This window comes from Neisseria sp. 83E34, from assembly GCF_001308015.1.
Taxonomy (GTDB): domain Bacteria; phylum Pseudomonadota; class Gammaproteobacteria; order Burkholderiales; family Neisseriaceae; genus Neisseria.
The window spans coordinates 16,911-29,434 of sequence record NZ_LGYH01000006.1; the positions used below are offsets into that span (position 1 = coordinate 16,911).

Annotated in this window: 12 protein-coding genes; 6 read left to right on the forward strand and 6 right to left on the reverse strand. The window is 50.3% G+C overall.

The window, feature by feature from the left end; all coding sequences use genetic code 11:
• Window positions 1-108 precede the first annotated feature (108 nt).
• Entirely contained in the window at window positions 109-282 is a 174-nt protein-coding gene (locus AKG09_RS07105; RefSeq protein WP_231623914.1) for a hypothetical protein, read from the forward strand.
• 91 nt (window positions 283-373) lie between these two features.
• Here the strand turns inward: AKG09_RS07105 and dapC are convergent, their stop codons facing one another.
• Window positions 374-1,561: a succinyldiaminopimelate transaminase gene (gene dapC, locus AKG09_RS07110; protein WP_054618765.1), complete on the reverse strand. Its 1,188-nt coding sequence runs from the start codon at window positions 1,559-1,561 to the stop codon at window positions 374-376.
• A 156-nt stretch (window positions 1,562-1,717) separates the two neighbouring features.
• Here dapC and AKG09_RS07115 point away from each other — a divergent pair, with 156 nt between their 5' ends.
• The gene (locus AKG09_RS07115; RefSeq protein ID WP_054618766.1) at window positions 1,718-2,743 is read left to right on the forward strand and encodes a right-handed parallel beta-helix repeat-containing protein; all 1,026 of its coding nucleotides are present in this window, start codon (window positions 1,718-1,720) and stop codon (window positions 2,741-2,743) included.
• A 74-nt stretch (window positions 2,744-2,817) separates the two neighbouring features.
• Here AKG09_RS07115 and AKG09_RS07120 read toward each other — a convergent pair whose 3' ends face one another.
• The 4 genes from AKG09_RS07120 to AKG09_RS07135 all read right to left on the reverse strand — a co-directional run bounded on the left by AKG09_RS07120 (window position 2,818) and on the right by AKG09_RS07135 (window position 9,135).
• On the reverse strand, window positions 2,818-3,117 hold the full coding sequence (locus AKG09_RS07120; protein ID WP_054618767.1) for a GIY-YIG nuclease family protein: 300 nt from the start codon (window positions 3,115-3,117) through the stop codon (window positions 2,818-2,820).
• 67 nt (window positions 3,118-3,184) lie between these two features.
• Window positions 3,185-4,621: an efflux transporter outer membrane subunit gene (locus AKG09_RS07125; protein WP_054618768.1), complete on the reverse strand. Its 1,437-nt coding sequence runs from the start codon at window positions 4,619-4,621 to the stop codon at window positions 3,185-3,187.
• A 2-nt stretch (window positions 4,622-4,623) separates the two neighbouring features.
• A complete protein-coding gene (locus AKG09_RS07130) occupies window positions 4,624-7,827 on the reverse strand; it encodes an efflux RND transporter permease subunit (RefSeq protein WP_054618769.1) in 3,204 nt (1,067 codons plus the stop codon).
• A 12-nt stretch (window positions 7,828-7,839) separates the two neighbouring features.
• Window positions 7,840-9,135 carry an efflux RND transporter periplasmic adaptor subunit gene (locus AKG09_RS07135; RefSeq protein WP_054618770.1) on the reverse strand — a complete coding sequence of 432 codons (1,296 nt, stop codon included), beginning with the start codon at window positions 9,133-9,135 and terminating at the stop codon, window positions 7,840-7,842.
• A gap of 264 nt (window positions 9,136-9,399) precedes the next feature.
• On the opposite strand from AKG09_RS07135, the gene AKG09_RS07140 reads away from it, so the two are divergent.
• Window positions 9,400-10,032, forward strand: coding sequence for a TetR family transcriptional regulator (locus tag AKG09_RS07140; protein ID WP_054618771.1), 633 nt, complete (start codon window positions 9,400-9,402; stop codon window positions 10,030-10,032).
• Between the two features lie 86 nt (window positions 10,033-10,118).
• On the opposite strand, the gene AKG09_RS07145 is transcribed toward AKG09_RS07140, so the two are convergent.
• A complete protein-coding gene (locus AKG09_RS07145) occupies window positions 10,119-10,565 on the reverse strand; it encodes a universal stress protein (RefSeq protein WP_054618772.1) in 447 nt (148 codons plus the stop codon).
• A 137-nt stretch (window positions 10,566-10,702) separates the two neighbouring features.
• Here AKG09_RS07145 and AKG09_RS07150 point away from each other — a divergent pair, with 137 nt between their 5' ends.
• The 3 genes from AKG09_RS07150 to AKG09_RS07160 are packed head-to-tail and all read left to right on the forward strand — an operon-like array spanning window position 10,703 to window position 12,500.
• Window positions 10,703-11,131: a thioesterase family protein gene (locus tag AKG09_RS07150; protein ID WP_054618773.1), complete on the forward strand. Its 429-nt coding sequence runs from the start codon at window positions 10,703-10,705 to the stop codon at window positions 11,129-11,131.
• Window positions 11,132-11,175: 44 nt separating this feature from the next.
• Window positions 11,176-11,586, forward strand: a complete 411-nt coding sequence (locus AKG09_RS07155; RefSeq protein ID WP_054618774.1) for a hypothetical protein — start codon at window positions 11,176-11,178, stop codon at window positions 11,584-11,586.
• Window positions 11,587-11,609: 23 nt separating this feature from the next.
• The gene (locus tag AKG09_RS07160; protein WP_054618775.1) at window positions 11,610-12,500 is read left to right on the forward strand and encodes a tyrosine-type recombinase/integrase; all 891 of its coding nucleotides are present in this window, start codon (window positions 11,610-11,612) and stop codon (window positions 12,498-12,500) included.
• Window positions 12,501-12,524: the final 24 nt, after the last annotated feature.

Sequence of the window (12,524 nt, forward strand, 5' to 3'; positions counted from 1 at the left end):
ACTCATGAATTATAGGCAGAATTACCACGTCTTTCTGACAAGTTTTATATCAATCACTATAAAAATGAGGTAACTGATATGCCCCAAACAAAATTACAGGTAAACGGAATGTCTAGCCGCGATGACGCGAAAAAAATCATTGCCAAAGGCGAAACCGTAGAAAACGTCCGCATGGTTAATGCCAATTACGAAACCGGTGTGGTTGTGGTAACACACTTCGAAGGCTTCGACACAGCAACGTTCAAAACGGCCATTAACGAGCTTGGTTTCAACGCAGCATAAACAATCTGCCCGAGCCAATAACCGGTAATCAAACAAAATGCCTGTCTGAATATTTCAGACAGGCATTATTTATTCATTGCCCACGAGCCCGCTACCCGCGATACAAATCCACCATCTTACGCGCCGCAGCCACACATTCTTCCACCCCGGCCACCAAAGCAATACGCACATAACCCAAACCCGGATTGCCGTGCGCCGTGTCGCGCGCCAAAAAGCGGCCCGGCAGCACCTGGATGCCAGCCTCACTCAACAACTTTTTCGCAAAGGCCAAATCATCGCCATCGGGCACTTTCAGCCACAAATAAAATGAAGCCTCGGGCATATCCACTTCAAATGCCTCACGCAAAATCGGCACCACCTTATCAAACTTTTCCTGATACAAGCGGCGGTTTTCAGCCACATGAGCTTCGTCGTCCCAAGCAGCAATGCTTGCTTTCTGCACCGGCACGCTCATGGCGCTGCCGTGATAAGTGCGGTACAGCAAAAACGCTTTGAGCAAATCCGCATCGCCCGCCACAAAACCCGAGCGCAAACCCGGCACATTGGAGCGTTTCGATAAGCTGGTAAACATCACAATATTCTTATTGCCACGCCCCGCCGCGTTTGCCGCCTGCAAGCAGCCGATAGGTTTTGCACCGTCAAAATAAATCTCGGAATAGCATTCGTCCGAAGCAATCACAAAACCATATTCATCCTGCAAAGCAAAAAGTTTGTTCCAATCTTCCTGCTGCATCACGCTGCCGCTCGGATTGTTCGGCGAACACACAAACACCAATTTCACACGCGGCCAGATATCCTCGGCAATTTCTTCCCAAGCGGGAATGAAATCCGGAGCGTAGCAGTTGGCAAAATAAATTTCCCCGCCGCCAAGCAAAGCCGCACCTTCATAAATCTGATAAAAAGGATTCGGGCTAACCACCACGTCTTTACTGTCGGCAGCCGGATTCAGCACCACTTGTGCAAACGAAAACAAAGCCTCACGGCTGCCCAACACCGGCAAAATCTCCGTTTCAGGGTTTAAAACCAAGCCGTCATAACGGCGCGCCGCCCAACGGGCGCACGCTTCACGCAGTTGCGGCAAACCGGCGGAAAGCGGATAAAGCGACAATTCAGACAGGGCTTCGGTTAGCGCATCGGTAATCACTTTCGGCGTGGCATGTTTCGGCTCGCCGATATGCAGCGACACCAAATCCACACCTTCCGGCGGACAAACGCCTTGCAAAGCTTCGCGCAAACGGGCAAACGGGTAAGGTTTCAAACTGTTTAATAAAGGATTCATGATATTTGGCTAGAGGATTGTGTTCGGGAAAGAAAGTTTAACACAGCTTTGCAAAGCACTTAATGCCTGTCTGAAAACTTGCCGTCATACGGAACTGGGTTTCAGACAGGCATTACATGTTATGATGCTTTATTCATAACTCTCACAGGAAGCATCATGCGCTATTGGTTGATTCCCGTTTTAGCCGGCCTCGCGCCGTTTGCCTCTGCGCAAACCGCCGAAAATACCTGCTCCGCCGAAAAAATCGCTGAAATCGTGGCTCCGGCACACAGCGGCAGCCCGCAAGTTGAAATTAACTGCTCCGCCACTTTACCTTCGGGCAGCAGCATCAGCAAAGAATTGGTTTTTCAAGGTGAAGCAGCCTCCAATCTCACATTCGATTGCAACGGCGCGCACATTGTCCGCCAAAGCGGCAACGGCGACAATGTCAAAATCCGCTCAGTCCAACAAAACGGGCAATGGCAACGCCCGCAAAACCTTACTCTGCGAAACTGCAATATCCAAGGCGCACTGCGCATCAGCGGCATGGACGACGATACCTTGCGCGCCGTTTCACGCCGCCCCGACGCCACGCAAAACATTCAAGCAGCCGCGCCGACACACATCACATTAGATAAAGTCAACATCACCGGTAACGGCCGCATTCCGCTCTATCTGCGTCCCGGCGCCACATACATCACCGTAAAAAACAGCTATATCCAAGGCCAATCCGACGGAACTGCGGTGTATTTCGATATGGAAAGCGCCCACAATGTTTTTGAACACAACACCATAGAAGTCCGCAACAAACGCGAGCAGTTCGCGCTTGACGGCTCTGCACATAACACAGTGCGCCACAACCGCTTCTTATCCCCGCATAACGGCGGCATTTTCCTATACCGCAACTGCGGCGAGCGCGGCGTGATCCGCCACCAAACGCCCTCTTCCAATACCATCAGCGATAATTATTTCGCCAACAAACAAACGCGTGTCTACCGCCCGATTATCTGGATTGCCTCGCGCAACGGCGGCAAGTCTTATTGCAGCGACGATGCAGGTTACGCTCTGGGCAGCAGCGCAGATGACCGCGATTTTGCCGAAAACAACCGGATAACCGGCAACCGCTTCGATAAATTCTGTTCTTTGTTTACCATCAAACAAAATTGGCAGCCCAACCACATTTCCGATAACCGCGAACAATAAGCCATGCCTGTCTGAAAACAAATTTGAAAGTTTTCAGACAGGCATATGTTCTTCGGTTATATAGTTAAATCACATCAAGCCAAAGCCAACCACAAATCCCGCTTCTCCGCTGCTTTCAACTGCTTAACCTTGATTTCCAGCTTGGCAGCCGCCGATTTGGAAAGCGCCTGACTCACCAACCGCATTTCAAGCGGCTTCCTGATGCGCGTATATTTCGCACCCTTACCCGCCTGATGCGCGGCAAAACGGGCTTCGGGATGGTTGCTGATACCGCAATAAAGCGAACCGCCTTCACACAAAATCAGATACACACACCAATGGCCGCACTCTTCAGAGGCCGAGTTCGGCAAACGGTATTCGGAAATATCGGACATATTCTCAGCTTCACTTTAAGAATGCCTGTCTGAAAATGTTTCAGACAGGCATTTGCGGTTACAACACTTACTGCCCGACGGTATCCTGCGTATGACGTTTCAAACCGCCACCCAGCGCTTTATAAACATCGGCCAGATTTTCCAAACGGGTCAGCTGCATGCCCAGCAATCCTGTATCGGCGCTGTAGCTGCTGCGCTCCGCATCCAATAAATCCAAAGCGCTCGATACACCATGCTTATAGCGCAAACGCACCAGCCGCAAGGTGTCGGCTTGGGCTTTACTTTGTTTTTGCGCCGAAGCATAACGCTTATCCAGCTGCTCCCGCGCCACCAAAGCATCCGACACATCTCTAAACGCATTCTGCACCGCCGCTTCATAAGCCACCACTTGAATTTGCTGGCGGATTTTTGCTGCGTCTAAATTCGCTTTATTACTGCCCCAGTTAAAAATCGGCAGATTAATAGTAGGCGCAAACACCCAGGTTCTATTACCGCCCTGAAACAATCCGCTCAACTCGGTCGAACCCGTACCAATGGTACTGGTTAAACTGATGCTAGGGAAAAATGCCGCCCGCGCCGCGCCGATATCCGCGTTGGCCTGCTTTAAAGCAAATTCAGCAGCCCGGATATCCGGCCGGTTCAACAATATATCCGAGCTCAAACCGGCTGGCAGCTTGCTGATTTTATACTGTTTATCCAGCGGCAAACCCGCAGGCAGATTTTGTGGGATAGGCTGGTTGAGCAACACAGCCAAAGCATTCCGCGCTTGCTCTTTCGCTTGCACGGCCGCTTCATAATCGGCTTTGGCCGACTCAATCAAAGCTTCCTGCTGGCGCAAATCCACCGCAGAAATCACACCGGCTTGATGCTTCAAACGGGTCAGCTTATAAGTCTGCTCCCGCGACTGCAATACATTTTGCGCCAGCTTCATGGTTTCTTCAGCGTATCGCTCATTGAAATAAGCCTTTGCCACGGAAGCAATCAAACTTAAATGCGCCGAATCACGCGCAGCCAAACTGTTGAAATAGCCCTGTTTGGCCGCTTCCGCATGGCTGCGCACTTTGCCGAACAAATCAATTTCATAAGCAGTAATGCCCAAGCCAACCGTGTAAGCGGAAGTAACCGTTGATTTGCCGCTTGTGCTTAAATCTTCCGCCACCCGCGCGCGCTGACCCGTGCCGCTGGCATTGATATCCGGCAGCAAATCGGCCCGCTTAATCATATACTGCTTACGCACGGCTTCGGCGTTTAAAGCGGCAGTACGCAAATCGGTGTTGCGTTCCAACGCAATCTCAATCAAGCGGTGCAGGCGCGGGTCGGCAAAATAATCCTGCCAACCCAAGTAAGCGGCTTGAACACCGGTTTCCGGCTGCCTGTCATATTTAAAGGTCTCAGGCACATTTACCTGAGGCTGTTCGTATTTAGGAATCATCGTGCAAGCCGATAATGCCACACCCATAGCAATGATACTGAAAACAGGTTTGAATCTAATAGCCTTGTTCATGCTTAATCCTTATCCGTCGTATAGTCATTGCTCAGCGTGGCAGATGCTCCGGAAGAAACGGCCAATTCAGGTTTCCGACCAACGCCTTTGAACAGCTTGCGCACCACCACATAGAAAACCGGCACTAGGAAAACCGCCAATATCGTACCAACCAGCATGCCCCACAACACGGTCGTACCAATCGCACGCTGGCTTGCCGAGCTGGCGCCCGATGCGATGTAAAGCGGCACCACACCTAAAATAAAGGCAAATGAAGTCATAATAATCGGGCGGAAACGCAAGTGCGCGGCTTCCAAAGCAGCGGCAATCGCGCTCTTGCCTTCTTGCTGCAAGTCTTTGGCAAACTCAATAATCAAAATCGCATTTTTTGCACTCAAACCGATTACTGTGATCAGGCCGACTTGGAAGTAAATGTCATTCAGATAAGCAGGCGGCGCCCCGAAAGCCATACCCAACAAGTTACGGCCAGACACACCTAATACTACGCCCAAAAATCCCAACGGCACCACCAGAATCACCGCCAAAGGAATCGACCAGCTTTCATAAAGCGCGGCCAGTGCCAAGAACACAGCCAAAATGGCAAATGTATACAGCATAATAGTCTGCGCACTGCCTTTGGCTTCTTCGCGGGATTGACCATCCCATTCCAAGCTGTATCCGTCCATCTCATCAACCATACGCTGCACTTCAGCCATTACCTCGCCTGAAGAATAGCCGGATGATGCGGCACCGCTGATTTTCATGGCCGGGTAGCCGTTAAATCGCACACTTTGTTCCATACCGCTTTGCCATGAAGCCGTAGCAATAGTGGAAAGCGGCACAGCTACTCCCTGATTATTGGTTACGGTTAAAGCCAAAATATCATCAGGCTGCATACGCGCCGACGCATCGGCTTGCACGATCACACGCTGCAAACGACCCTGATTCGGGAAATCATTAACATACGATGAACCAATGGCAGCAGACAGCACCGACCGGATATTTGAGAAATCAATGCCTTGCGCTGCAGCAGCTTCACGGTCGATATTGATTTTGAGCTGCGGCGCATCTTCCAAGCCGGAAGAACGCACGTTTTGCGCATCAAACATCGGGTTTTGCCGCATTTTAGCAATCAGCTCGTTGCGTTTAGCCAGCAAAGCCTCATGCCCGCTGTTATTGCGGTCTTGCAGATACATCTCAAACCCTGAGCTGGTGCCCAATTCCATAATTGCAGGGGGGTTCAACACTATGGCGAAGCCATCCCTTACGCTGCCCATCAAGGCCCCAGTAATCTTGCCTGCCACGGCAGCCGCACCGCTGCCTCTGGCTTTACGTTCACTCCAGTCTTTCAAGGTGATGAAACCGAAGCCCATGTTCTGCCCGGAACCGGCAAAACTAAAACCGGAAACACCGATAAAGTTATCCACTTCCGGCATAGACATAATCACATTATTCGCAACAGCCAAAGTGGCATCGGTACGCTCTTTCGTTGCTCCTGAAGGCAACTGCACCATCATCATCAAACTGCCTTGATCTTCTTGCGGTAAGAATGATGTAGGAATGCGTACAAACACAAGCCCCGCTACAGCTGCCAAAGCCACATATACAACCATCATGCGGCCGGTTCTATTCAAGAACCTGCCAACCCAGCCTTCATAACGGTGTGTACTACTTTTGAATTTGCGATTAAACCAGCCGAAAAAGCCTTTTTTCTCTACATGATGGCCTTTCGGAATCGGCTTAAGCATCGCTGCACATAAAGCCGGCGTAAGCGAAAGGGCAAAAAAGGCTGAAAATGCAATGGCGATCGCCATGGTTAACGCAAATTGTTTGTAGATATTACCGGTTGCTCCGCTGAACATAGCCAGCGGCACAAACACGGAAATCAACACAGCCGTAATACCGATTACCGCGCCGGAAATCTGCCCCATGGCTTTTTTGGTGGCTTCGCGCGGCGGCAAACCTTCCTCGGCCATAATCCTCTCAACGTTCTCGACCACCACAATCGCATCATCCACCACAATTCCGATAACCAACACCATCGCAAACATGGTCAGAACATTTATCGACATGCCCAAATACCAAATCGAAGCAAATGCGCCCAGCAAAGAAATCGGCACCACAATAGTAGGAATCAGGGTATAGCGGATATTTTGCAGGAAGAGATACATCACGATAAACACCAGCACAATCGCTTCTAAAAGCGTATGCACCACTTTCTCAATCGAAATACTTACAAATTCAGATGTATCATAAGGCGCAGACCATTTCATATCGCCCGGGAAATAACGTTGCAGCTGCTCCATTTTTTCCCGCACGGCGGATGCCGTAGCCATAGCATTGCCGCTGGTTGACAGCATCACCGCCATACCCACAGCCGGTTTTCCGTTCAAACGGGTTGAGGTGGCGTAATCCTGACTGCCCAATTCGATTTTGGCCACATCTTTTAAGTAAACATTGGCGCCACCGGTTGTGGAGCGCAAAATAATATTGCCAAACTCTTCAGGCGTGCTCAATTGGCCTTGGGCGGTAATGGTGGCGGTAATGGTTTGCCCTTTTAAGGAAGGCAAATCACCCATAGTACCCACCGAAAGTTGCGCATTCTGCGCGCTGATAGCAGAAGATACTTCAGCAAAAGACAAGTTGTAGTTTTGCAGCTTCTTAGGATCTACCCACACCCGCATCGCACGTTGCGAACCGAACAAACGGGCTTCACCCACACCTTCGACACGTTGGATTTCAGGTTTGATATTGCGCTCCACATAGTCGGCTATGTCTTCCGTAGCCATAGTTTCCGAAGACATCATCAATACCATCAGGAAGTTGGAGCGCGATTTGGATATGGTTACACCATTTTGCTGTACGGTTGCGGGCAGTAGCGCAGTCACTTCCGAAAGCTTGTTCTGCACATTGACTTGTGCCAGATCTTCATTGGTCTCCGGTGTAAAAGTGAGGCTTACCGTGCCGCGCCCGCTGGAGGTTGCATTGGTGGTCATATAATCCAGCCCCTCCACACCGTTCATGCTGCGCTCGATAATCGCCAACACACTGTCTTCCATCACTTGTGCCGACGCACCCGGATAAGTGGCGGTTAACGTGATGGTTGGTGCACCAACTGAAGGATATTGCGAAACCGGCAGTTTGCCGATGGCAAATACACCCGCAAGAATTACAAAGATTGCGATTACCCAAGCAAAAATGGGGCGGTCAATAAAAAACTTAGCCATAAAAAGCAATCCTTATTGTTTTGCAGCAGATGCAGCTTTCGGCTCAGAAGCCTTTGGAGCCGCAGCCGGAGCAGATGCCGCCTGCTGCATCTTTTCTTGCTTGCCGGGCTGCCATTCTTTCGGCGTAACCTTCTTCGCCTGCATCATGCCGGCAATCGATAAACCATCCACAATCACTTTATCTCCGGCTTTCAAACCGGCTGTAATAATCCAATTACTGCCGTCTCGGCCGGACACGGTTACCTCGCGCGGCTCCATACCGCCCTGAGCATTCACAATCATAACCGTATCTTTCTGCCCTCGCGTTACAGCCTGCTGCGGCACCGCAAATGAATTAGCAATATTGGCCTGCGGCAGTTTGACACGCACGTACAAACCCGGCATTAATATATCGTCGGGATTAGGTACTTCGGCGCGGATAGTCACTTGTCCGGTCGTTTCATTCACGGTCGGGTCAGCAAAAATCAAACGGCCTTTATGCGGATATTCCGTACCGTTATCCAACAACACCGTTACCGGCACGCTGCCCTCTACCATCTGAATCCTGCCCTCTGCCATTTGCTGCTTCATTTTCATAATGGCATCAGCCGATTGGGTAATGTTGACATACATAGGGTCTGTTTGTTGAATGCGCGCCAAAATTGTGGGATCGCCTGCATTTACCAAAGTACCTTCTGATACCAGCGCCTGGCCTATATAGCCTGAAATCGGTGCTGTAATACGTGAATAGTTCACGTTGATTTGTGCCGATTTAATGGCGGCTTTAGCAGATTTCACACTGGCCTGCGCCGCACGCTGGGCGGCAACAGCCGCGTCAAATTCCTGTTTACTCACTGCATCGGCCTGCACCAACGGACGGTAACGCGCTACATCCGAGTTGGCTTTAGCCAGCGAAGCCTGAGCCGAAGCCAGTTGTGCACGCGCGCTTTCCAAGCCGACCTGATAAGTGGCATCATCCACCTGATAAAGTGCCTGACCTGCACGCACATAACTGCCTTCTTTGAACAAGCGCTTTTTAATAATACCGCCAACCTGCGCACGCACTTCGGCCGAACGGCGCGACTCCAAACGGGCGGGCAAATCAGTGCTGATGGTTTCGGTTGACGGTTTCACAGTTACCACGCCCACTACCGGAGCGGGAGGTTGTCCGCCTTTGCCCTGTTGTGCAGGCTTCCCTTCATCCTGCGCCGCACCTTTAGGCGGTGCATCCTCTTCTTTCTGACCGCTACAAGCCGAAACAGCCAACATAACTGCCGCAACCAATCCCACCATTCGCCAAACTTTTGTTTGAGTCTTGATTAAAGCCATGTATATACCCTGCTTTATAAAATGAATCCATTGAGGAAATGAAACTTTTTGAGACTCGCCTGAAAATGCAGCTCCCAACCGAATCTAATGAAAAATCCAAACCTCACTCTACATGCCTGTCTGAAACTTTTCAGGTTAATTCATGCAATATAGTTAAAATTTGTTTGAAGCATTATACATACATGCTTGCATGTAATAAAGTTATTTTTTATAATCCCATTCTTGCAAGCCACTCCCTACTGTTGTCTAAATAAAGATATATTCATGAGAAAAATCAAAGCAGAAGCCTTAAAAACCCGCGAGTATCTGATGCTTTCGGCACTGGATACCTTTTATCAAAAAGGCGTATCACGCTCTTCACTTAACGAAATCGCACACAACGCAGGGGTAACCCGCGGTGCGCTGTATTGGCATTTCAAAAACAAAGAAGATTTATTCGATGCCCTATTCCAGCATATCTTTTCCGACATCAACCGCGAGCTGGAGCAAGACATCCAAAACGATTCCGTTGATATCTGGGCTGCTTTGCACACAGCCTTACTCAACGTATGCGAACGCATCGAACACAATGAAATGCATAGAAAATTCTGCAATATCCTCCACTTAAAATGCGAACATACCGAGCAGAACCAAGCCATCGTAAATCTGATGAAAAGCTATCAGAATATGTGGCGGACCCAACTTTCCGACACACTCAATGCCTGTCTGAAACAAAAATCACTACCCGAAAATTTAAATGTGGAGCTGGCCGTGATTTACCTTCAATCCCTTATCAGTGGCCTGATCAACCAATGGCTGTTTTCTCCCGGCAGCTTCAAAATCAACGAGATTGCCCCGGTCATCATCAACATCAGCCTCGGCAACCTTAAAGAAAGCACCTTACTGCTCCGAAAATAACCGGCAATAAACAATGCCTGTCTGAAAGTTCAAAAAATTCGAATGTTCAGACAGGCATTTTATTTACTGTTTAAACGGATTACATTTTAATCAGGCACACGCACCAACAACACCGGCACATTGGTTTTACGCAAAATGCCCGTAGCCACCGAACCCAGCAGCAAATTCATCATACCGGTGTAACCGTGCGTTCCCATTGCGATTACGTCGCACTCGGAATCCTCCACCTCATCCAGCAACACATCCTCGATTTTCTCGCCCGGATTCGCCAGAACCTTGCTTTCAAAAGTCACGCCCGAACCTGCTACCGCACGTTTCGCATCGTCCATTATCTTTTGAGCCGCTTCCTGCACTTTTACATTCAGCGCTTCCCCCTCCCACACCATCACATTTTCACGTTCGATTCTGAGCAGATCCACCACATGCAGTGCCAAAATCGAAGCACCGCTCATTTTCGCCATCTTAACCGCCTCATCCAAAGCACGCATAGAAGCAGCGCTACCATCTATCAAAGCACAGATTTTACGATACATAGCAAATCTCCTTTTCGCTATAAACACATGAAAAAATAATTTTTATTTATTTCGGCTTAACACAAAACTACCCTCATACCACCCACTTAACTCAAATAAATGCTAATATTTTTATCAAAATCATTACGGAGCCGCAAATGCCCGCCATAAACATCGGTTTTCCCGACGTTCCCCTGTTTCAAACATCCGTTACCGTACAAATCGGCGATATCAACTACGGCAACCATCTGGCCAACGATGCCGTATTGCGCCTGTGCCATGAAGCCCGCATCCGCTGGCTGGCAACCCACGGCTTGACCGAGCTGGATGCAGGCGGCGCCGGGCTGATTATGAACGAAGCCGCCTTGCAATACACCGCCCAAGCCCGCCATGGGGACGAATTGCTTATCGAACTTGCCGCGGGCAATATCAGCCGAAGCGGTTTTACCCTGTTTTACCGCATCAGCCGCCCCAAAGACGGTAAAACCATTGCTAAAATTCAAACCGGCATGGTTTCATTCGACTATGCCGCACAAAAAGTCAGCAGGCTGCCCGAGACGCTCCGCATGATTCTGATGCCTGTCTGAAAATACAAAACATACACAACACACATAATATAAGGAATACTTTTATGAGAACCTACACCGTCGACAGCCCCGAAGCCATGGCCCGCATCGTGTGCATGTGCATCATGGCCGACAGTGATATTGATGCCAGCGAGTTTGCCGAGCTGCAACCCGCGCTTTACGAGGCCATCGGCCTGAACCAACAGGAATTCATGACCGTGCTCGCCCATTATCTGGAAGACATCGTTTCCGACACTCAAGGCCAGCGCATCAATCTGCTGCAACCCGAACGCGTCAACACACTGCTCCAAGAAGTAAACGGCCGCAGCGAGCGTATCAACACTTTAGCCACCGCCCTGCGCATTTGCAAAAGCGACAATGCCCTCAACAATGCCGAGCTGGCGCTGTTCCGCCACATCATGCAGCATTGGCAGCTTGACCTGACCGACCTCGAAATCGAAGTCAGCCTTGCCTAAACATTTTCAGACAGGCATTGTTTATGTCCCAGCCTCTGCTCGATTATCAGGATGCCTATCTGAAAACCCTGCAACAAGCAGGCAAATCGGTGCACACGCTCGATGCCTACCGTCGCGACTTGGCGCAGCTTGCCGCATTGCTGCCCGAAGATGCCGCCACCCAGCCGCCAAGCCGCCGCCATTTTGTTGCCGCCCTTAAAAAACTTTCCCTGCAAAACAGCCATCCCCGCAGCATGGCGCGCAAACTTTCCACTTGGCGGCAATATTGCGGCTGGCTGGTGCGGCAAGGTTTATTGCAAAGCGACCCCACCCAGAACCTCAAAGCTCCCAAAGCGCCGGAACGGCTGCCTAAAGCGGTAGAGCAGGAAGCGCTAAACCTTATGCTCGACAGCGATACAGACCGTGAAACGCTCCAACTGCGCGACAAAGCCATATTTGAATTAATGTATGGCAGCGGCCTGCGGTTGAGCGAAGTAAGCGGCCTGAATCTGGGCGACATCATGCTCGAAGCCGGCTGGGTGCGCGTACTGGGCAAAGGCAGCAAAGAGCGCAGCGTACCTTTAGGCAGCAAAAGCATCATAGCCCTGCAAGCCTACCTTGCATACCGGCAAGCCATTGCCGGCGAAACCGCCCTGTTTACCAACCGCAACGGGCGCCGGCTGGGCCAACGGCAAATCCGAAACCGCCTGCGGGATTGGGCGGCAGCACAAGGCAGCACGCAACATTTGTTCCCCCACATGCTGCGCCACAGCTATGCCAGCCATATTCTGCAATCCTCCCAAAACATCCGCGCCGTGCAAGAGCTGCTGGGGCACAGCAATCTTTCCACCACTCAAATCTACACGAAACTGGATTTCGACCATTTGGCTAAAATTTATGACGAAGCCCATCCGAGAGCCAAACGCAAAAAATAATAAATGCCTGTCTGAAAAAATTTT

Excerpts from the sequence above, each read along its gene's own strand:
- AKG09_RS07155 (WP_054618774.1), top strand. The coding sequence starts at position 11,176 with ATGAGAACCTACACCGTCGACAGCCCCGAAGCCATGGCCCGCATCGTG.
- AKG09_RS07150 (WP_054618773.1), top strand. The coding sequence starts at position 10,703 with ATGCCCGCCATAAACATCGGTTTTCCCGACGTTCCCCTGTTTCAAACA.
- AKG09_RS07115 (WP_054618766.1), top strand. The coding sequence starts at position 1,718 with ATGCGCTATTGGTTGATTCCCGTTTTAGCCGGCCTCGCGCCGTTTGCC.
- AKG09_RS07130 (WP_054618769.1), bottom strand. The coding sequence starts at position 7,827 with ATGGCTAAGTTTTTTATTGACCGCCCCATTTTTGCTTGGGTAATCGCA.
- AKG09_RS07145 (WP_054618772.1), bottom strand. The coding sequence starts at position 10,565 with ATGTATCGTAAAATCTGTGCTTTGATAGATGGTAGCGCTGCTTCTATG.
- AKG09_RS07140 (WP_054618771.1), top strand. The coding sequence starts at position 9,400 with ATGAGAAAAATCAAAGCAGAAGCCTTAAAAACCCGCGAGTATCTGATG.
- AKG09_RS07160 (WP_054618775.1), top strand. The coding sequence starts at position 11,610 with ATGTCCCAGCCTCTGCTCGATTATCAGGATGCCTATCTGAAAACCCTG.
- AKG09_RS07105 (WP_231623914.1), top strand. The coding sequence starts at position 109 with ATGTCTAGCCGCGATGACGCGAAAAAAATCATTGCCAAAGGCGAAACC.
- AKG09_RS07135 (WP_054618770.1), bottom strand. The coding sequence starts at position 9,135 with ATGGCTTTAATCAAGACTCAAACAAAAGTTTGGCGAATGGTGGGATTG.
- AKG09_RS07125 (WP_054618768.1), bottom strand. The coding sequence starts at position 4,621 with ATGAACAAGGCTATTAGATTCAAACCTGTTTTCAGTATCATTGCTATG.
- AKG09_RS07120 (WP_054618767.1), bottom strand. The coding sequence starts at position 3,117 with ATGTCCGATATTTCCGAATACCGTTTGCCGAACTCGGCCTCTGAAGAG.
- dapC (WP_054618765.1), bottom strand. The coding sequence starts at position 1,561 with ATGAATCCTTTATTAAACAGTTTGAAACCTTACCCGTTTGCCCGTTTG.